At 67.4% G+C, this 19,750-nt stretch carries 16 protein-coding genes and 1 pseudogene; 8 read left to right on the forward strand and 9 right to left on the reverse strand.

Annotation, left to right across the window (positions count from 1 at the left end; translation table 11 throughout):
- Window positions 1–113 precede the first annotated feature (113 nt).
- Complete coding sequence (locus CHF15_RS41990) at window positions 114–431, forward strand: hypothetical protein (protein ID WP_089229219.1); 318 nt, start codon at window positions 114–116, stop codon at window positions 429–431.
- A gap of 346 nt (window positions 432–777) precedes the next feature.
- Here CHF15_RS41990 and CHF15_RS41995 read toward each other — a convergent pair whose 3' ends face one another.
- Both CHF15_RS41995 and CHF15_RS42000 read right to left on the reverse strand, forming a co-directional pair.
- Window positions 778–1,371, reverse strand: coding sequence for a L,D-transpeptidase family protein (locus CHF15_RS41995; RefSeq protein ID WP_089229220.1), 594 nt, complete (start codon window positions 1,369–1,371; stop codon window positions 778–780).
- Window positions 1,372–1,683: 312 nt separating this feature from the next.
- Window positions 1,684–2,850 carry a peptidoglycan-binding protein gene (locus tag CHF15_RS42000; RefSeq protein ID WP_245939348.1) on the reverse strand — a complete coding sequence of 389 codons (1,167 nt, stop codon included), beginning with the start codon at window positions 2,848–2,850 and terminating at the stop codon, window positions 1,684–1,686.
- 494 nt (window positions 2,851–3,344) lie between these two features.
- Here CHF15_RS42000 and CHF15_RS42005 point away from each other — a divergent pair, with 494 nt between their 5' ends.
- Window positions 3,345–5,126 carry a serine/threonine protein kinase gene (locus tag CHF15_RS42005; RefSeq protein ID WP_089229221.1) on the forward strand — a complete coding sequence of 594 codons (1,782 nt, stop codon included), beginning with the start codon at window positions 3,345–3,347 and terminating at the stop codon, window positions 5,124–5,126.
- Between the two features lie 1,021 nt (window positions 5,127–6,147).
- Entirely contained in the window at window positions 6,148–6,348 is a 201-nt protein-coding gene (locus CHF15_RS44630) for a hypothetical protein (protein WP_143681765.1), read from the forward strand.
- A 43-nt stretch (window positions 6,349–6,391) separates the two neighbouring features.
- Here CHF15_RS44630 and CHF15_RS42010 read toward each other — a convergent pair whose 3' ends face one another.
- Both CHF15_RS42010 and CHF15_RS42015 read right to left on the reverse strand, forming a co-directional pair.
- The gene (locus CHF15_RS42010; RefSeq protein WP_143681766.1) at window positions 6,392–7,621 is read right to left on the reverse strand and encodes a sugar transferase; all 1,230 of its coding nucleotides are present in this window, start codon (window positions 7,619–7,621) and stop codon (window positions 6,392–6,394) included.
- A gap of 1 nt (window position 7,622) precedes the next feature.
- Entirely contained in the window at window positions 7,623–8,099 is a 477-nt protein-coding gene (locus CHF15_RS42015; protein ID WP_179280234.1) for an RNA polymerase sigma factor, read from the reverse strand.
- 1,499 nt (window positions 8,100–9,598) lie between these two features.
- Between CHF15_RS42015 and CHF15_RS42020 the strand changes: the two genes are divergently transcribed.
- The 5 genes from CHF15_RS42020 to CHF15_RS45360 all read left to right on the forward strand — a co-directional run bounded on the left by CHF15_RS42020 (window position 9,599) and on the right by CHF15_RS45360 (window position 12,964).
- The gene (locus CHF15_RS42020; RefSeq protein WP_089229224.1) at window positions 9,599–10,183 is read left to right on the forward strand and encodes an RNA polymerase sigma factor; all 585 of its coding nucleotides are present in this window, start codon (window positions 9,599–9,601) and stop codon (window positions 10,181–10,183) included.
- A 5-nt stretch (window positions 10,184–10,188) separates the two neighbouring features.
- Window positions 10,189–11,034: a hypothetical protein gene (locus CHF15_RS42025; protein WP_089229225.1), complete on the forward strand. Its 846-nt coding sequence runs from the start codon at window positions 10,189–10,191 to the stop codon at window positions 11,032–11,034.
- Window positions 11,035–11,099: 65 nt separating this feature from the next.
- Complete coding sequence (locus CHF15_RS42030; RefSeq protein ID WP_143681767.1) at window positions 11,100–11,543, forward strand: hypothetical protein; 444 nt, start codon at window positions 11,100–11,102, stop codon at window positions 11,541–11,543.
- A 3-nt stretch (window positions 11,544–11,546) separates the two neighbouring features.
- Window positions 11,547–12,791, forward strand: a complete 1,245-nt coding sequence (locus CHF15_RS42035; RefSeq protein WP_089229227.1) for an RES domain-containing protein — start codon at window positions 11,547–11,549, stop codon at window positions 12,789–12,791.
- Entirely contained in the window at window positions 12,788–12,964 is a 177-nt protein-coding gene (locus tag CHF15_RS45360) for a hypothetical protein (RefSeq protein ID WP_179280235.1), read from the forward strand. Before CHF15_RS42035 ends, CHF15_RS45360 begins: the two co-directional genes overlap by 4 nt.
- Window positions 12,965–13,019: 55 nt before the next feature.
- Here the strand turns inward: CHF15_RS45360 and CHF15_RS42040 are convergent, their stop codons facing one another.
- The 5 genes and pseudogenes from CHF15_RS42040 to CHF15_RS42060 all read right to left on the reverse strand — a co-directional run bounded on the left by CHF15_RS42040 (window position 13,020) and on the right by CHF15_RS42060 (window position 19,266).
- Complete coding sequence (locus tag CHF15_RS42040) at window positions 13,020–13,772, reverse strand: hypothetical protein (protein ID WP_143681768.1); 753 nt, start codon at window positions 13,770–13,772, stop codon at window positions 13,020–13,022.
- A gap of 276 nt (window positions 13,773–14,048) precedes the next feature.
- Window positions 14,049–14,441, reverse strand: coding sequence for a hypothetical protein (locus tag CHF15_RS42045; protein WP_089229229.1), 393 nt, complete (start codon window positions 14,439–14,441; stop codon window positions 14,049–14,051).
- Between the two features lie 33 nt (window positions 14,442–14,474).
- Window positions 14,475–16,169, reverse strand: a complete 1,695-nt coding sequence (locus CHF15_RS42050) for a hypothetical protein (protein ID WP_143681769.1) — start codon at window positions 16,167–16,169, stop codon at window positions 14,475–14,477.
- 1,058 nt (window positions 16,170–17,227) lie between these two features.
- A pseudogene (locus CHF15_RS46260) lies at window positions 17,228–17,956 on the reverse strand (IclR family transcriptional regulator domain-containing protein); the annotation flags it as partial.
- A gap of 710 nt (window positions 17,957–18,666) precedes the next feature.
- Entirely contained in the window at window positions 18,667–19,266 is a 600-nt protein-coding gene (locus CHF15_RS42060; protein WP_089229231.1) for a sigma-70 family RNA polymerase sigma factor, read from the reverse strand.
- Between the last annotated feature and the right edge of the window lie 484 nt (window positions 19,267–19,750).

Genomic DNA, 19,750 nt, shown 5'->3' on the forward strand with positions numbered 1-19,750 from the left:
CAATGCCCGCCAGAGCAACACGGTCAGGCACCCGAAGCCGATCCGGGTTCCTTGGTGCCCGCTGGGTGCGGCCGGCCTGGCATCGAGCTCATCGCCGCCTCGTTACACAGCGCATGACGACGATGCCTGCCGACTCGCTGGAGTCTGCCGCTGCCGAACTGCTGGACGACTTCCGCACAGGCGTCTGGCACCCCAGCGTGGAAGAGCGCGGTCTCGCCGACGGTCTGGCTCATATCCGATGGAGCGAAGACTCCCTGCGAGCATCCCTGCGGGACCTCCCACAGGCAGCCGCCGACGGCCGCCTCTGCGCACTGCTCGCACTCGTCGCCCAGGCCATTGCCGAGGCACCGGAAGCCGCCAGCGACGGCACCCTGCTGCAGGTACGGGTCCTCATCGACGCCCTCACCCCGCCCCTGGCAGGCTCCGGGTGAGCTCGCCGCTCTCAGGGCCAAGGGCCCTCGGGCCAGGTGAGCATGGCCCTGGACTGGCCGGCCGCAAGGAGAGCGCGGAAGGCGACGCGAACGACTGTCCCTGTACTGCGGCGCACAGGGCTCGCAGTGCAGGCTCAGATGACTGAGCACCTGACCGCTGGTTCGGGTATGAGGGAGACGCGGCGACGTCGCTTGTTTGGTGCGTGCGGCGACCGCCGGGGTGGATGGTGGCTGGCGTGTCCGTGTGGCTGCGGCAGGCCCGAGGGGGCTGCCGCGGCCGCGCACGGATCACCGCTTTGGTCGTCGGTGGGGGAGTGTGCCTTCTTCGGTCCGCCGCCCTGTGGCGTCAGGACACGACGCGCAGGTGGGTCGGCCAGCCGATGCGGTTGAGGAGCTTGAACATGTCCGTGATGTGGTTCGGGCGCAGCTTCACGCAGCCGGCGGACTTGTAGTCCTTGGAGTCTTGCCAGCTGCGCTGCTCGCTGCGGCCTTGGCTGCCGTCGCGGTTCATCTCGGAGTGGATGAACATCTGCGTACGGATCTTCTTGTGGGGGTACTTGGAGCACCCCATGTCCTCGAGGTAGACGGCGTAGCCCTTGATGTACTGGCCGTTGTACTTGGGGTCCTTGAGCTTGATCTTCCAGTTGCCGTTCGGGATCCAGCCCGCGCCGACTGTGCAGTCGATCTTGCTGCCCGTACCTGATCCGGCTCGGTAGGAGGCCAGGAGGTTCGTGCCCTGGTAGACCTTGAGCCTCGAGTTGGTGGGGTCGCTGGGGTTCTTGTCGTAGACCAGGCTGGTTGCCGTGGCAGCCGATGGCGTCTTGGCGGGTCCCTGCGCTGCAGTGGCAGGCGAGAGTGCCGGCGCCACGGTCAGCGTGAGGGTGGTTGCCGTGGCTGCGGCGATGAGGGTGCTGCGCAGGCGGCGTCCGTTGCTGCTCATGTGTTTCCTCGTTCTCCCGCACGGCTTGAGGACTCTGACCGTGCGTGTGTGGCGTGCTGACAGGAAGCGGACCGGGAGACGTACCTGGATCTGCGACCCGTTGAACGGGGCGGGCTGTCCAGGAGCGCTGGCCGCGGAATCAGCATTGCCGGAGAAATCGAGTGGGAGAACACGATTCCAGCTGCCTGCCGAGGCGCATCGATGCGTTCTGCATGGCGAGTCTCTGACCTGGTCTTATGTTCTCCTGCAATGATGTGGGCGCCATGCCTGGGGCGGGTACGCCCTCGCAGGACGGGAAGCGCGCCGCGCTTCTTACGCCGGATCGGGGGATGGTGTCATCGTGTTCCTGTAGCGCGGCCCGCTGGCGGGCGGGAGTTGCTCCAGCAGTAGAGCCAGTAGCGTCTCCTCGTCGACCCGGCCGTTTGCGTGCAGGCCCTGGCTGCGCTGGAAGTGCTTCACGTTCTCGACGGTCACGGACGTGTAGGTTCCCGACACCGGCGTGGCGCCCTGGCCGACGTTATCGAGCAGTTCCTGCACGGCCCGTACCGCGAAAGAGTTGGAGCCCGGACCGACGCCCTCCTCTACCAGGGCTGGCCAGGTTCGCATGCCGACCTTGCCGTCGCGCTGCAGTTCCTCCTTCTCCTGGAATTTCAGGACGGCGTCCCGGGTGTCCTCTCCAAAGAATCCGTCGGTCGGGACCTTGTAGCCGTGCGCGTTCAGGAGGTTCTGCAGGGCGCGGCCACGGGTGTACTTGTCGTCCTTGCCCATGCGCAGCACCGGCCACTTGGACCGTGGTTCGCTTTGGGGAGCGGCGCCCGCCGCACCGTCGGCTGTGGCTGCGCTGTCGCGGGCGGCCAGCCGTTCGTGGAAGACCACGCCACCGGTGAACGCCACGACGACGGCTGCCGCTACCAGTACCGAGCGCAGCCACCGGGCCCGGGCCCAGCCGGGGATATCACGGCGATCCGTGCCGTGTCGGTCAGCGGTCCCCTGCCTTGAGGGAGCGATACCGGATGCTGTGACAGGACCGGATTCGCTCGCGCTACCCGTCGGCGCAGCGTGTTCCCTTGCAGCGTTGCCGGGGGTTCGTTGGCGGGCGCTGTCCTGCAGCGCGGTCCGGCACAGCGCCCGCGCCTGCTCGAGTTCCGCCGCCGGGACACGCAACTGAGCGTGCAGTGCCTCGACCACCCGCAAAGGAGCCGTGGACAGGTGTTTCGGGTTCAGGTACCGCGACAGCGTCGTCTGGTCGACCCCGAGCCGCGCGGCCAGTGCCTGCTGCGTCGGCCTGGTGCCGCCGGTCGGGCTGCCGGCCTCCTCCCACCAGCGGCGCAGCAGCCGCGACAGCTGCACCCCTGCGCTTTCCTGGTCCTGGCCACCCGGCTCATGGGTCATGTGCGTGTCTCTCCCCGTCGTTGTGTAGAACAGCCGGGCCTCCACACCGCCTGCATGACGGCATAACAGCAGGTCAGCTCCCTGCATGACGGCAAGCATCGGTGCATCGGTCTCAGCGGCGCTGATCGTAACGACGTGGTCGCGGTATCGGGCACAACCGCTTGCAGGCTGTCCGCGCTCCAGGCGCGGCTCGACATGATCGTTGGCCGTGCGGCTGCGCCGTGAGCGAGCCGAGCCGGCGTCCTGGGGCAACGTCCCGGATTCACCCTGATGAGCGCATGGGGTATCGGGCTGCAGAGACGATGACTCACCCGGAGGAAGGACCTGCCGCGGTAAAGGACACCGGAACGTAGGCCGCTCGGCAGTTCCCGTGTGCAGCTCAGGCATTACGACGCGTCAGGCGCCTGTGACACTACGAAGTCGACGTCAGCAGGCGGGCATAGGGCAATCCCTTGAGTGCGGAACTGTTGCGTGATTGTCATGGGCATCCATGTTTCATCTGGCAGACTGCCGTTTCCGACGCACCATCAGCACACGCGGTATGGATCATCCGGCCGCAGGACGATCAACGAGGGAACCCCGTGGAGTGGAACGCGCCGCAGCCGCAGTGGATCGGTCCGTACCGGATCGTTGCCAGGCTCGGCCAGGGCGGTATGGGCCAGGTGTTCCTGGGCCGAAGCCCTGGAGGCATGAAGGTCGCCGTGAAGGTGATTCGGCCGGACATCGCGGAGGACGACGAGTTCCGCCGCCGCTTCGCCCGTGAAGCCCAGGCTGCCCGCCAGGTGAACAGCGCCTACACCGCCGCTGTGGTCGGCGCCGACGCCGAGGCCGACCCGCCGTGGCTGGCCACTGCCCACGTCCAGGGCGTCCCCCTGGACAAGGCTCTCCGTCACGGCCCCTGGCCCACCGACTCGGTACGGGCCCTGGGCGCGGGATTAGTGGAGGCCCTGAGCGCAATCCACGAGGCAGGGGTCATCCACCGCGACCTCAAGCCGTCGAACGTCATCCTGACGTCGAACGGCCCCCGCGTCATCGACTTCGGCATATCCGCCATCGTGGACGCCACACGCCTGACAGAGCACGGAAGCTACCTGGGTACCGCCGGTTTCAGCTCGCCCGAGCAGATCAAGGGACAGGCAGTCGGCGCGGCCTCGGACGTGTTCTCGCTGGGCGTCCTCCTCGCCAGGACCGCCACCGGCCGGTACCCGTTCGGCGAGGCCGCCCCCGGCTCCGTCCTCCACTACCGCGTGCTCCACGAACAGCCCGAGATGGACGGCCTGCCGACCGAACTACGCGCCGTCATCGAGCCGTGTCTCGCCAAAGACCCGGCCCTCAGGCCCGGTCTGGGCGAACTGCTGCACCAGCTGGTCGAGCCGGTTGACGACCTGGTCACCGTCCTGGGTACCGCGGCGTGGCTGCCGCCGGCTGTCGCGGCGATGACCGCCCTGCGCGAGGCCGAGGACACGGCCGGCCTGCGCCAAGCCTCCGCAGGCCAGGACGATGCAGCCGGGGACGCAGCGATCGCGCACCCCACGGAGCCCGACAGCCCCGCCCAGCCGGCCGCCGACCCCGCCGTCGCTTCCCCTGCCGAAGTAGCTCTCGCCAACGCCCCAACCCAGTCCGGCTCCCGCGCCGCGCGACGAAACGCGGACCGCACAGCCCAACGCCCCAGCCGCCGCGTGGCCCCGCTGGTCACCTCCGGGGCCACCGCCCTCATCCTCGTAGCCACTGGAGGCTGGTGGTGGTCCCAGCACTTGGACGAGGCGCAAGGGACCCCCTCGGAAGGCGCGTCCAAGGCCTCCATCGCGGCGAAAAAGTCACCATCCCCCTCGCCGAGCGCCTCCGTGTCCGGTCGGACCTCCGGTTCGCCTTCGGCCAAGTCACCCGCCAAAACTTCCGGCACCGGAGGTTCTTCTACGACGCCGACCCGGTCCCCGAAGTCCTCGGCGACGACCAAGCCGCCGTCCGAGCCCACCCTCGGCCTGGACTGGAAATGCCGCGACTCGTACGCCGCCGACAACGTCGACGGCTACTGGGTGCTGCCCTGCATCGCGGATGACACAGGCAACAGCATCGCCTACAAGATCCAGGCGAAGTCCCCTACCGCGCAGACCCTTACTTTCTACTACTGGCTCGGCCGGAACCCAGAGGACGGGAGCCGGGATGACATCACCCTCAGCTATGTGCGGGAATGCACCCTGCACCTGGTGCCCAACGAGGTACAGGAATGCCGGGTCTACACGTCCCGGCCGTCCGTCGGCGAAGTCCATGCCGGCGTGTCCGACACCAAGGGCAGTCTGGACGGCGCCAACAGCAACGCCATGTATTTCGACGGCCAGCACCTGTCCGAGATGCCCGCCTGACCGTTCGCCCGCCCGCGTGCCGCCGCCTTGCGAACCCCAGGCCCTGCCCCACAAGTAGGGGCAGGGCCTTCGGACGTATCCGGATTTTCGGCCTCCTGGCAAACCGCTGGCCATGGGTGCTCAGGAGCTGGTGATCTCATACGCCGCTCCCCACCACCCCCGAGGACCTGGTGCCCAACCCAGCCCTCACTCTCCACGGGCGTGCACGCGGAGGTCGGTGCTGAAATTGCCTGACCCGGCACAGCCGCCGCCTCACGACGCAGGGGTCAGCTCGGCAACGGGGTTAGGTGAGGGAAGGCCACAGTCCCTGCCCGACGCCATGCTGCCAGGGTCACCATGACAACCGCCGACTTTCCCGCCCAACTTCTGCGGCCACGCCGACTGCGGTTCTCGACCATCACCCGCCCGTCGCCGACGTCCGGCGTGACCGCACGGTGATGTCGCCGCAGGAAGGCGGACGTGCAGCTCTGGGGCTACTGGACTTCCCGTGCCGCGTGTCGGATACATCGCTCCACAGCGGCGCGGCACTCCAGCGTGAGATGTTCGCCGCGGCGAGTATCCGCGCTGTGGCTGCACCCCCGACCGGGCTGGAGGAGGGGAGCGGCCGCGCGCCCACACCCGGTTGTCGTCCTCGTACGCGCCTGGAGACCTTCCTGGCCCTGTGCTCAGGGGGCGGGGGGGCCGGGAAGGGGGCTGGGCGTTTCTCGATTTCACCCGCTGCCGGCAGGTGAGTCCACGCATTCACCGAGAGCGTCGTCGTCGCATCCGATTGTAAAAGAGTGACGTGTCCATGGCTGCAGCGCTTCAGTGGGAAGTGCTGAGCACGTCCCCTAATTGATCCTTAATGTTGTATATGGCCGCGTGTCGGAAATGTCTTTCCGTGGGGCTGGCCTGGTCTTTCTTGTTCTCTTCGGGGCTGTTGCACGGTTGGCGGCTCTAAATGCCCTACATGGTGCGGCCCACGCCGGGCTAGGGCGTGGGCCGCGGTAGATCCGCTCCTGACCGTTCAGAAGGGACCGCCTTGAAGCGGGGCAAGAAATCTCAGAAGAAGGGCGACGCCGGCAAGGGCCGTCCGCGAGTAAGTACGCAGGGCATGGTCACGGCGTTCAATTCGACAGTCGTGACTTTGGTGGGTTCGTACGCGTCGACCGGCTCGATCCTGGTGATGTGTGGGGCCGGCGTGCTGGCGCTGGTACTCATTCTTCTCCTGGTCGTCCTGTAGTACGAGGGGGAGGGTGCATCCCGCTGTGGGATGCACCCTCCGCTCACGCCAGGGCCGTCTCGTGCAGTGACCACCGTTCCAGCCTGACCCGCTCCGCGGGAGGGCGTTCGGGTGCGCCTGCCTGGTCCGCGGGGGCGACCGTGACCTGTTCCAGCGTGGCCAGCCGCGGCCCCTTGCCCTGTTGGAATGCCAGGAGGGCGAAGGCGGCATTGCTGAGCAGGCGCGGGCCGAGCCTGCTGTTGTAGAGGTAGTTGCGGTAGAGGAACTTGACCTGGGCAGGGACCACCACGCTCAGGTACTCATCGAGGTTCCTCTCCAGATGGCGGGTGTCCTCGAACACGGCCCCGATGAGGCCGGGGCGGTGCTGGAAGACCCACCGGCAGTCCTCGGGGTACCGCACGGCCACCTCGGGCGGCTCCGGCTTCGGGCCCACGAGCGTCAGGTCGCCGCGCAGGAGATTCCACAGTCGTGGGAAGTGCTCCGTGAACGGCAGCCACTGCCGCAGCAGCGGTACCCGCGTGCCGGTGACCTGATAGCGCAGCAGGAAGATGCCGTGGCCGCCCTGCCCGACATGCAGCTTCCTCTCCACGATGGTGTTGCTGTCACCGAGAGCGATCATCAGACCCGTCATGGCGGTGAACGGCAAGGTCAGCACGAGTGCGACGCAGGCGACGACGATGTCGGCCATCCGCCGGCTCTTGGACAGCGGGGCCGGTTCGCACGCCAGTCCCTTCACCGGCTTGCCGTCGGCCCGTGGAGCCGATGGCGGGCGGCGCCGTCCTCTCCTCACGACAACGCTGGCAGTGGCGAATGAGGCGATCATGGACAGCACGATCGCGGTGTCCGGGTAGCCGGACTGGTTCACGCCGTTCCCCACCAGATAGGAGAACACCAGCCAGAACGAGAAGATCTGAACGGCCAGCGGGAGAGCGAACTCCAGGATCGCCGAGCGCAGCCGGCGGCGCCGCCCCCACGGCCCCGCCTCCTGCTCCGGTGCCTCGAGTTCCTCTCGGTGGATCACCAGATTGGTGAGGGTGTCGTCACCGGACTGGTGGCTCTCGACCGCTGCCTGCTTGAACGCGTCCACCTTGATACGCAGGAGCAGGTCCTCGGTCTTGCGCGGTGTGATGACCTGACGGGCGGCCTCGTTGAGCTCCGCCAGGTACTGCGTGATCTCCGGTTCCTCGGTCAGGCCCAATTCCTCGGCCAGGCCGTTCTCCCCGGCCTGCTGAGGCGGGATCACCGGCTGGTTCTCGTTTCGCGAGATGCCCATCTCATTTCCCCCCATGAAGCGTGCTGCTCATCGGTGCTACCTGATTACCTGCCTCTGCGGCTTGTTCCTTGGCGATTGCCTCTTTGAGATGCTTCCGGGCATGGCGAATGTTGGACCGGACCGTGCTGGCCTTCTTGTCGAGAATCTCGGCGATCTCCTCCGGTGAGTACCCGTCGAAGACCAGCGCCATGACCCGCCGCTGTTGCTGGTCCAATGCCCGCAGGTGTCGCAAGGCGTAGTCCTGGTCAACGTAGTCATGGCCCGGGGGAGCGACTTCCCGAGGGGCACCCCACGTACTGGCCAAGGCCGCTTCAGGAGCCTTGCGCAGGCGTACTTCGCTGTGCACCCACGCACGTTCAGCGGCCTTCCGGCAGTACGCCCGGGGGTTCCGGATCGTCTTCCACCGGGGGAAGACGTAAAACAGCGTTTCCGCCACGGCCTCTTCCGCCTCGTCCCAGGACGCTCCGAGGGCTGCCACGAATCGGACCAAGCTCACGTGTTCCGCACGCACGAAGTCATCGAAGTCTGCGTAGCCCTCCGGCGCTTCGGACTGTCCGGGGACGCGCTGTCCTGGAGCGCGCCTCACCACCGAGCCGCCCTTGCCACAGTGTTCATGCCCAGGTGGGGGACAGGAGCGCTTCCGCGTGCAACGGCGTCGCCGACTTTTCTGGACCCCCGAACACCTCTGCGGTTACCGGGGTGACTGCCGAGTCCTGACCCTCTTGTGCCGATCCGCACCAGCACGGGACGTACTGCGACAGCAGCGAAGGAAGACCCCTTTAGCCCGTTCTGTTTGGACTCGGGCATCGGACAAGGACCGGCTGGCTGGATTCAGCGGGGCCGCGCCCCACCAGCCGGGTGAGGGGTCCGCGGGTGGACAGGGATGCCGGCCTTTCCCACAGCGGCGGCTGGCTGGGAAGCCCCGGGCGAAAGTCGGTGCTGCAGGTCTGGAGGGCGGCACCGTTGGCGGGGGAAGCGCGCCAACAGTGCCGAGGTGGGCGTGTGCATCCGTGCGCCATGGCGGGCAGTCAGGTCCATGCGTGGTGGGGCGACATTGGGGCCGGGGTTGATCGAGGTCGCTGCACCCGGCGACGTCCGCCTCAGGCCGACCGGCAGCATCCGAGGGGGATGCCACTTCGTGGCGATGCACTCATCGGCGTGGCGTCGCGCCGCCCGACGCCTCAACAGGTCCCCGCGCTTCCAAGGCGGGCCAGCGGCCGTGCCCTTGAGCCGAGGCCCGCAACGCCCACCCCGCTGGCCGCGGGGCTGCCGGGGATGCAATGACCACCGGCAAGGTAGGCGCCGACACAGGCAAGCCGGACCTTATGAACCACTTTGAGGAGAAAGTATTCGATAATGACCGCGTCTACGCGAAAGCCTTCCCGTTGTTGTCGCGGGGTGGCCAGCGACGCGGTCCGCTGCCGGTTCACGCAAGCGACGCTGCGATACGGCGGAGCGGGCTGAGGAGTGAGGCGCGTACCTCACGGCCCCCTTGTGATCTGCATCACAAACGCCAAGCTAGGGTTTGGGGTGTGTGGCGAGTTCACGCCAGATGGAGGGTGAACATCCGGCCGCGTTGCGTGAGTTGGCGCTGGTCACGGGGCGTGATCGAATGCGGGTTTGAGGGCGCGGGCGTGGCGAGAAGTGACACGTGTGGCGACTGAGCGATTGCTTAGCGTTAAATTTTGTGGGGGTGGGCTCCTCATATGCGGGGCCTCGTCCGATTAGCTACCGCCAGGAGCACCGCGCTCCTACGGCACCATCAACTGCGTTGTGTGACAGGGGTGCTGGCGATGGTGAAGGGATGGCCCCTTTGAAGGCACTGCCCATCCGGGCGCTCATAGCTGTGGCGGGCACCATCCGGGTCCGCATGGCGGGGGTGCCGGTCGTGCGGCGTCAGGTTCCCGGCAGCCCTGCCGCAGGCACCGGCGGCACTGAGGATGCCGTGGCCCTGGCCTGTGACCCCGGGAGGCCGGTGTGAGCCGCGGCGACGCCGGCGAGCCGCCGGCTGTCCCGGCTGTACGGGAACCCGCCCCGCTGCCGACAGCGTTCTGGGCCTTCCACCACCTGTACTTCAGGGTCTACCGCCGCTACGCCGAGCTGCACCTGGGCGACAAGCGCCTGGCTGGCGAGATCGTCCACGAGGTCTTCATGGCCCTGCTGTACGACTGGGGCCGGCTGATGGAAGAGGCCAGCCCCACCTCCTCGGCGTGGGCCTTCTTCAAGTCCGTCGTTGCCGAGGAACTGGCCTGGCAGGGCCGGGAATCGGCGATGCCGGAGACCGCAACCTTCGACCGCGTTGCCCTGACCCGGGACCTGCTGGACTCCTTCCGCAACAAGTTCGCGGTCATGGAGAGCAGCCTCGGCCTGTATGCCGCGATCGCCCGACTGCCTGAGCGGCAGTTCGACGTGATGGTTCTGGTCTACGTGCTGGGCTACGACCTGAAGAAGACGGCGCAGACCATGGGGGTCAGCGCCGCCACGGTCCGCTCCCACCGCGACCGGGCCCGCCAGCGGATTGCCCGGGACCTCGAAAACCCCCCTCCGGACGAACAGGAGTAACCCTCATGCGCGAGCCGCGCCGCCTCGACGACCTGCTGGCCGACGCCGAAGTCCTCATCGACCGCGCCGGCGACGAGGAACTCGCCGCCTCCCGCCGCCGTATCGAGGCAGAGTTCGCCGCCTCCCGACACACCGCAGGCCTCGCAGGCGGCGCGCCGCCACCCCGCCCGGCCCAGGCCTCCCTGGCCGCGTTCCTGGACCGCCGCGCCCGCCGGGGCGCAGCCCCCCACGAACAGGCCGCCCGTGACCTACGAGAACTGTCGGCACTGGTGATCACCGGCGCCCACGCCGTGGACCACATCGCCCAGCTCGCCACCTCCCGGCAGATCAACCCCGACGGAGCCCTCACCTTCGCCTGCCTGCTGCACCTGGCCGACCGCGAAGACGGCGCCGAGTTCCTCTGGCAGTTCTCCGCCGGCGCCGGCAAGACCGCCTCGGCCGCCTGCCTGTACCTGCTGCACCTCAAGCGCGGCGACGTACGCGACGCCCACCACTGGGCAGGACAAGCCCTGGCCCTGGAAAGCCAGGAAGCCAAGCCACAGCGGAAACGCAAGAACCGCAGCAAGGACCGCATCAGCACCCGCCGCCGCCACCGCGACACCCCAGCCGCCCGGATCCCCAACGCCGTACCCGACGACGTCATGCTGCTCCATACCCTGCACGCCCTGCAGCCTCCGCAGGGCGTGCAAGAGATGTCCGTGGAGGCCTTCCACCTGCGAACCGGAGCACTCTCGTACTCCCTGACCCAGGCCGTGCAGCGCCTGCACAGCGAAAACGACCCGGAGCTCGGGGCGATCACCTGGCCCGACCAGCACCTAGCCGAGCAACTCCAGCGAGCCCTGCCTGCCTGAACCCTGAAGACATCACGCCCCTGGCAAGCACGACAGCGGGCACGAAGTCGAGAAAGAAAAGAATCTTGAACCGGGGAAAACCCGACCCGCTCTCGGTGGCCTTAGTGGGGGTGTACGCCAACACCACCTCACCCCGGGAGCACCCCATGGTCCTCGGCACCCTCCGCACCGCCCTGGCCGCCACCGGCGCCGCCTGGCGCGCCACAACCACCGGCATGTGGCAGACCCTGCGCGCCCGCATCGACGGACGCAACGCCGTCGCCTTCGAACGCGAACGCCGAGCGACCCTGCTCACCGTCCCAGCAGCCCTGCCCACCGGCACACGCATCCACGACCGCCGCGCCGACGGCAGCGTCCTGGACATCGCAGTTCCCGCCCCGACCCACATCGACCTGACGATCGGACAGACCCCGTTCCCCACCACCGGGACCGTCCCCCACCCGCTGCCCGCGATCCTCCCGCCCGCGGCCCCCGCTCTGGAAGCCCGAGCCACGCCCGAGGAGCAGTGACCGATGTCCCTCGCACCGCCACCACCGCAACCGCTGCCAGCCCAGGCCGCCACCCTCCCGGCCGGCACCCGGCTTTGGCGCATCCACCACACCCGATACAGCCCCGACCACTTCAACCCCACCCTGGCCGACCCCGTCTTCGGCGGATCCCGATTCGACGGCACCCCCGACGACCCCTACGGCGTCCTGTACGCCTCCCGGTCGGCAGCCACCGCCGTCACCGTACACCTCCTGCGCAGCATCCCCTTCGACAACACCGGCGCCCGCGTCCTGCCTCACGCCCAGATCAGCAACCGCGCCTTCACCAAGCTCCGCACCACCGTTCCACTACGCCTGATCGACCTCAGCAGCCCCGAAGCCCTCGCCGCGATCGGCGCAACCGAAGGCCTCACTCACGGTGAACCCACCCTCTACGCACAGACCCGGTACTGGGCCCGTCACCTGCGCCGCGAGCACCCCTGGGCCCAGGGACTGGTGTGGCAGTCGCGAAGTAACCCGGGTCTCGGCCAAGATGCCCTGGTGCTGTTCGAAGACCGCTGTCCGCCCCGGTGTCTGGAGGCCGACCGGTCCGTTCCCCTGGGCGTCCCCGAGGGGACACGGCTGCTCAACACCGTGATGCTGCCCTTCCGTGCCACCGTCGCCATCGATGTGCCGGCCGCCGAGGAGGCCACCGCTCCCATCGAGGACTTCCTGGAACGCACCGAGGAAGAACGCAAAGCCGACGACCGCACCGACACGGACTTTGACAGCTTCTACCTGCAGCACTACCGCACGGTCCGCAACATCCTGAACGCCCGGGCCTGCGACTGGGACCTCGCGCAGTACGCCGCCGACAAAGCCTTCCTCATCGCCTACCAGAAGTGGCCGGCCGTCTCGGAGATGGAACGGCCTGTCGGATACGTCGTACGGATTGGCCGCAACATCCTCCAGCGGATCTACGCGCGCACTCAGAAGCCGACCCTGCCGCCGGTGCCCCTGGACACGGTTCTGGAGAGCACCCTGGACCACCGCGGTAGTGATCTGGCGGCTGAGACAGTCAACAAGATCGTCATCTACGACGCCATCAAGAACCTGCCACGCGACAAACGGGAGGTCTTCCTCCTGTACGAGGTCCTTGACCAGCCCATCGCGATCATCGCAGAGTTCATCGACATCCCGCAGAACACCGTTAAGACCCGCCTGCGCGCCGCACGGGCTGCCCTTCGCGAAGCCCTTGGTGAAGAATTCGGTATGGGAGGCACACGATGACCGCCAACACGCACCTCGCGGTCGACGACTTCGACCGCGACATCGACCGCGAAGAACTGCTCGGCCGCCTCGCCGACCTCAAGCGCCAGGCCGCCCACCAGCTCCCCATCCTCGACGACGACGATGAAGAAGCCGCCATCGAAGAGGCGGTCCGTGACATTGCGGAACCGTGACATAGGTAGGCGACGGACGAGAAAGGCGCCGCAGCACACCCTTGGGCCTTGTGGCTCAGGCCGGAGGGCGCCGTCCCGTGAGGCTTCGCCAGCGCTCGCGGGCGGCCTCGAGCTCGACGAGCGCGTCTTTGAGGGCCTGATTGCGGCTTTGGCGTGAGGTGACCGCACTCAGATGCTCACGGGCCTCTTCTGCCGCAGAGGTGTGAGACTGAGCGGCCTTCAGGTCCTCCTCAGCGGTTTTGATGGACCCGGGACGCTCTTCGAGGAAGCGGTTCTCTGCGGCGACCGCGTTCTGGATTCTGACACTGAAGTCGCGGACGCTGGCTTCACTGTGCTCGTCGGCTCCGAAGTGCGCCAGGCTCATTTGGCCATCTGGTTGGGTCAGGTAGATGTAGTTAGTCAGGGGCGTCCTCTCGAATCGTACGTCGAGACCGTCCAGCGGCCTTACCTCTACCGCAGCTGACTTGGTTACAACCACCGCCACATGCTTGTACAGCGTCACGGGCCCCAGTGTCGCCTGCAGCAACCCGCGGCCCGGCTCACGCAACTGCTTCAGCTTCCGTTCAGCACTGCTGACACGGCTCCGGTACGACAGGTCAGCCTGAGCGACCTGACCGTGCGCCGCTGTCAGCTCCCTGCGCGCCTTCTCCTGTAGGTTGCGTACGGTCCGGCGCGCTTTCTCAAGACCCTGCCGGTCCGCTTGATGATCGCCAGAGAAGGCAACGGCCCAGCCACCGGGGTAACGATGGCGCCGCCACCCAATCCCCGCTAGACAGGCGACCACCACGATCACGATCGCTTCGATCACGCCCACACGCCCTCCCCACCCGACGAGCCGTGTCCCGCTGCCGACGCACGCGGGCCTCACCAGCCCGACAGGCGCGTCGGCCCTCGACGAATATCGGGTGTGAGAGCAAGCCGGTCAACAGGGCCCCAAGTCCTGGGCGTTGTTCCGGTAGCCGTCATTGATGGCTGTGCGCGGCAGGCGAGCTGGCGGCGGAGCCAAGCTGGGTCCGGGACGGATTTGAGATGAGGGCACGCATGGATCCGTGAGCATCGGCCATGTTTTTTCCACCTTGCTGTTCTACGAGTTTCCGGCGACGGCGGTGACGAGGGGGATCAGCTGGGAGAGGAGAGCGGTGGCTGCGGGGTGGGTTTCGATGGTGCGGGTGAGGAAGAGTCCGGCTGCCTGGAGGCGGCGCAGGAAGGTTTGGGGGTCGGCGGGTCCTGGGGCGGCGAAGGCGTCGTCGACTTGGGCGAGGGCGGTGGAGACGGCTTGCTGGACCGCGGGGTCGTGGTGCTGGGGGAGTGCTTGGCGGATGGCGGCGACGTGGTCGCGGATGGCTTGGACGGCTTCGTCGTTGATGCGGATGGTCTGGTTGGTCTGCTGGACGTGGTAGCCGCCCGCGATGGGGCCGTGCTGGGTGCCGCCGGAGATGCTGACGCCGATGAAGCCGTTCTCGTCCGGTGTGGTCATGGGTGTCCTCTCGTAGCAGGGGTGCTTGCCAGGTCAGGCGGGCGGCGGGCTGGAGACGGTGCCAGTCTGCGGGTTGGATGGAGTGCTGGGCTGGACGGTCGTTTGGTTGGTCTGGGCGACAGTGTGGCCGCCGGCGATGGAGCCGCTCTGCACGCCGCCGTTGATGATCACGCCAGTGTTGAAGACCTGGCTGACGCGGGCGCTGAACTCCTCGCTCTCCAGACCCTTGTGCTCCAGGAGGTCCTGGACGGAAGAGATGAGGCGGTGCTCGACGGCTTTGACGTACCGCTCGATGTCCAGGCGTTGGAAGAGGTTCTGCGGGCTTGGTTGTGCGACCTGCTCGCGCAGCGAGTTGATGTGCAGGGGAGGCGCGGGCACGTCCCAGCCTTCGGCCTGGGCCGCGCTGCGCTCTGCGGGCTCCGGCTCCTTGCCCCACATCAGGCGGAATCGGCGTGCGAGCTGCCACGTGTGGCGTGGCACGGCGAGGAGGATGTCGCTGGGAATCGAGCGCAGCGCGTTGAGCATGCCGGCGTCGATGGTGCGGATCGACCAGCGGTACTGGTTCTGTACTGGGAGGAGGACCCGCACGGAGACTTCCAGGTAGAGGATGTCGCCGTGGGTGGTGGCTCGTACGAAGGTGGTGGTGCTGAGGTCCTCCTCCCAGCTGCCGACGCGGATGCCGAGCATGTGCCGGGCCTCTTCGTCCTCGTCGGCAAGGACGTCCCCGGCCGGTCGCTTGCTGATCAGCGCCGGGTGGCCCTGAGGTGCGAAGACGTAGTCCCGCATCGTGAGCTGCTGCAGGCGGGCGCCGGCTCTGGCCTCTCCGGCCCGGAACCGTTGCATGCCTTCACGGATGGCGTCGATGACATCGCTGTGGCTGAGCAGCGGTCCGCTGTCTTCGGGCGGCTTGACCAACCGCAGATGCCCGGCCCCGACATCCGGCGGTGCGGGGGGCGTGCGGCGCCGTAACTGTGTGGCGAACGACCACGGCGGAAACTGCTCCAGCTCGTCCCCGGCACCATAGAAGGCATCGTCGGCGTACTCCACGTGGGTGACCTGCTCCAGCTGCGACAATCGGCGCAAGCCCCGGGCGGTGGACGTCTCGATCACGCCCCACAACCCCCGGGTCTCCGGTGGGCCGAGCCGCTTCGCAGTGCGGATCTCCCGCCAGCGTCGCCGGCGAACCCTCCGCTCGGCAGCCGCCACCACGCCCCACCCGGCCGGCAGCCCCACGAGCACCCACGTGCCGGCCGCCTGAGCGGCAACGGCCGGAGCCGACGACGCAGCAAGCCACGGCACCCGTCCGCCCAGCCCGGACCACACCGCGTAGACCAGCAACGCCACATAGACCGCAAGCGACAACGCCGCGATCACCGTCAGGGCCGGCACCGCCAACTGCCTCACACCCGACGGCTTCGGCACACGCAGCCGTAGCCGCTGCCGCCAGTAGCTCCGCAAGCGCAGCGCCGTGGCAACGTAGACCACGAAAGCCGCCGAAACCGGCTCCACCCACAACGCCGCCGCCAGCACAGCCAGCGCCGCCAGCTCCCGCGCCGCATCCAACCGCTGCGCCCGGACGCAATGCCACGCCACCGCCCCAGGGTCCACCCCGTACGCAGGCGGCAGGAAACGCTCGGTCGGCAGCATCAGACGCTGCAGGATGCCGGCCCGGAACGACTCACGATGGTTGTACGCGGCCGCGCACAGGAACCGGGTCACCCGGCTCACGCCGCTCCACGACGGGCTCGTCCCTCCGACCGGCATCGCCGGATACGTTTCCAGGCTCTCGTCGGACAGCTCCCCACACCCCCCTGCCCCCGGGTCACGGCGTCAGCCGCAACAGGCGGGAACCGTACCCGTGCCGGTGAGTCCCCTACACCCCCACAGCCCAGACCGTTACAAACGTGCCCGCCCCTACCGTGGCGTCTGCTACCAGGTACCTCGAGAGTCCGTGAGACGGCATGGTCATCAGGGCTGTCGGTTCTCGTCTGCCGTAGTGCACCCGCTCCTGCTCGGCTGCCAGTCCGCGGTTGCTGGTCTTTCGGGTCCGGCGCGTCGGGGGCCACGCCGGACCGCTGCCGCCCATCGAACATCCGCCCCGGCTACCCCGCATCCCAGCACAGCCAACTGGGTCAGACCCCGTAGTGCACCAGCCGACGGGGCATGTTCTCGACGGGGAGACGACGACTATGTAGGTTCCTAGGCAAGATCACACGCGTCAGAAGCCCGGCTGCAACTGTCGGTGTTCCATGTCATCAAGCGCCGTTCGACTCAGATTCGAAAGCTGGCCGGGCAGGCCTCGCAGCTCAGTATGTACGGTCCAACAGTCACGGCGCGTTCGCTGCAGGGGCGGGCGCTCACCTACTGCCAGGCATGCGAAGTACGACCGCCCTAGGAGCCGACCCGCCGCCACGAACTGCGTGACGGACACGCAGGTGCGGTGATCCGGTGGAGTGGCCTGACCTGTCAGGCCAGCGACAGAGGCTTCCATAATGCCGGCGGTACGTGTCGAGGCTTCGGTACCGGGAGGTTGATCAGGCATGTACCACCCGCGATACGTCGGATTGCATGTTCCCGGTTCCGGCCTCGCCAACGCGGCCCCATAACGGTCGGTGGGCCAGGGGTTGCAGACTGGGGAGGAGAGTAGACGATGCAGGTCTGTCCTGGGGCTGCTCCAGGACTGGCGGACTGGGCTGATATCTGGCCTCTGTTGTAACCACCAGGTCAGTGGCCGCGGTGTTGGCGGCACTGCCAGAGGCATTGGGTGTGAAGAGTTCTTCCCCTTTGAGGAGGAGGAGAAGGAGCACCGTGGCTGCCTGGCTGCTGAGAGTGCCAGCCGCCTGGCGCAGCCGGTGCGCCTGAGTAACAGGCAACGACAAGGCCAAAGTTCCGGCCGTTGAGCCGAGAGCGATGGGGACGGCTGCGCACACGGTGCCCACAGCGTATTCCTGGAGGTCCAGGATCGGTACGGTCGGTGGCCGGGAGTCCAGGGCGGCAAAGAGTGCTTTCTGGTTGGTGATGGTGCGTGAGGTGAGGCGGGCGGCCGGATGCCGGCTGAAGTGGTCCATGCGGCCTTCGTAGTCCAGTTGGGACAGAAGGCACTTGCCGACTGCGCTGGCGTGTGCCGCGGTTCGAAAGTCCACCCATTCCGTGACCGCGGGTGTCCTCGGCCCGGCAGCGAACTGGGTGATGCGCACGTCTCCGTCGATGTAGCGGCTGACATAGACGGCGGCGTCAACGGTGTCTCGTAGGACCGCCAGGGTCCGCTGCAAGTGGACATGTCCGCTGGCTGCAGTGGTGTAACTGAGTGCAGGGCCTGCGATATGGGCATCACCCGGCAGAGTCAGGGCGAATCCTTCGTGACGCAGTACCGCCAGGACACGGGAGACCACCTGGTGCGGCAGCACCGCTTCTCGCGTGATCTGGCTGGTGCTTACCCCGCCGGAATATCGGCTGATGACCTCGAGCACGCGCAGTGCTTGGTGAGCAGCTCCCAGGGAGGACGGCGGGCGCAAATCGTCGGGAGTTTGTTGAGCGGCGCTGGTGAGCCCAGGAGCCCGCAAAGGTAGTGGAGACCACGCGGCTGCCGAAATCGCAGCCCCCGGCACGTTGAGCGACTTTTTCTGGTTGCCGGACTCGGCTTGGGACAGTGGAGTAGCGGCCAGCAGCACGTCACGGAGCTCAAGATAGAACTCAGAATCCTGCGGCACGTATTGATCGGGGAGGTCGCCGACGGCCAGGGCCTGCCAGTCATCCGATGATGGGGCAGTGCCGTGGAGTCCGGGGTCGGCCTCCCGGCCAGCCTGTGCTACCAGGTGACGGGCGTCTTGGTGTCCCCAGCGTGCCGCGACGGCCAAGAGCCGCCAGACAAGATTTATGCGCTGCTCTCCTGACCCCGGAACATTTCGGCGTTGCAGGGCTGTGTTGCCTGCCCGCAGCACGACCACCGCTCGGCGGAACGCCCCGCCGGGATGCCGCTGCTCGCAGGCTGCGGCGAGCCATCGGTACGCCAGGTCCAGGTCCCCTCGGCGCAGAGCTTTCGAACCTAGCCGGTACGCCGAATTCGCGTCCTTGCGGCGTTCTATCGCATCCGGAACATTGGCAGGGGAATGGGTGTCGTGGCTGTCCCAGTCACCTGCCGGACGATCCCAGAAGTCGGCCGGCCCGGCGAGGGCGTTCAGCAGCTCGCGAAGTTCCCTGGCATTGCGGTCATCCGTCATGCCGCTCACTGTCCTGTCCTGTCGTTACCTCGCAGGTGCTTGTCCCGAAGGTGCCGTTGCACCATCTCTGCACTACGGACCTTCGTCACGCCTCGATGCCGCTGTACATGTAGTTGCTCTTTAGAGATGTCCAGCCGCAGAAGGATCTCCTCGTCCTGCAGCCCCTGCCGCTGCAACTGCAGAACCTGCCTTTGCTGAGAGGCTGTGAGAGAGTCGATAGCGGGATCGACCACCTCCCACGGGTCCGTGTCCTCCAGAGCCGTGCCGCCCTGAGAGACATCGGCGTCGCAGCGGGTCTCCAACTCCTCGTGGGTGACATTTACTTCAAGGTGCGCTTGCCGGAGTAAGTCGAGCGCCAACCACCTCGCCTTCTGACACACATAGGGCAACGGATTCATGCCCGGGTCGAGCCGCTGATCCCGCAGGACACGGATGACTGCTTCCTGGGCCAGGTCCTCGGCGGCTTCCCGTGGCAGCCCGAAGTCCTTCCACAGACGCGCGATGACAGCGACACGGATGTCGTCGTACACCGCAAGGAGTAGTTGAGCGCGGTCTTCGTCAGCGGCCTGTCTGGCAGGCGGACTGGACATGGTGGCATCGTCCACGGCCGTGCTACCTCACCCTTTCCGGCTCGTGGTCCCTAGGGGCGGGTATGCAGCAGACCACCACGACGTCACCGTGGCTAGATCGATAGCAGACCACGTTCACCGTTGGAGGGCGCTCGCAGTGGGCACTCGACGCCGCCGCCCGTGCAGAAGGGGCCGATGCGTCGGTCGGCGTGCCGCGGCGGAGTCGGTCGAGCACACCGGCGGTACACAAGCGGCCCACCACCGGGGCGAGTGCACCGACGCAGGTGATGCCGGTCGAGATGTACTCGACAATCTCCATAAGCACCATCGGGCGGTCCTTGGTCGAAGGGAGGCGCAGCGACGCCCTCACCACGCATACGAGGAAGCAGCCCTCTCGCTTAACAACAGCCGCCGGGATCACTCGGACGGGCTACGTTGGGAACGGGTGTACGGGTAGAGGGGGGGGTGTCCAGTGGCTTGATGCGGGGGTACCCACCCTTACGACCGCACCGTGCACCGT

This window comes from Actinacidiphila glaucinigra (assembly GCF_900188405.1).
GTDB classification, from domain to species: Bacteria; Actinomycetota; Actinomycetes; order Streptomycetales; family Streptomycetaceae; genus Actinacidiphila; species Actinacidiphila glaucinigra.

Coding starts and splice junctions, on each gene's coding strand:
- CHF15_RS42000 (WP_245939348.1), bottom strand. CDS start 2,850: ATGCAGGGAGCTGACCTGCTGTTATGCCGTCATGCAGGCGGTGTGGAG.
- CHF15_RS41995 (WP_089229220.1), bottom strand. CDS start 1,371: ATGAGCAGCAACGGACGCCGCCTGCGCAGCACCCTCATCGCCGCAGCC.
- CHF15_RS42035 (WP_089229227.1), top strand. CDS start 11,547: ATGTCCCTCGCACCGCCACCACCGCAACCGCTGCCAGCCCAGGCCGCC.
- CHF15_RS41990 (WP_089229219.1), top strand. CDS start 114: ATGACGACGATGCCTGCCGACTCGCTGGAGTCTGCCGCTGCCGAACTG.
- CHF15_RS42025 (WP_089229225.1), top strand. CDS start 10,189: ATGCGCGAGCCGCGCCGCCTCGACGACCTGCTGGCCGACGCCGAAGTC.
- CHF15_RS42045 (WP_089229229.1), bottom strand. CDS start 14,441: ATGACCACACCGGACGAGAACGGCTTCATCGGCGTCAGCATCTCCGGC.
- CHF15_RS42010 (WP_143681766.1), bottom strand. CDS start 7,621: ATGGGCATCTCGCGAAACGAGAACCAGCCGGTGATCCCGCCTCAGCAG.
- CHF15_RS45360 (WP_179280235.1), top strand. CDS start 12,788: ATGACCGCCAACACGCACCTCGCGGTCGACGACTTCGACCGCGACATC.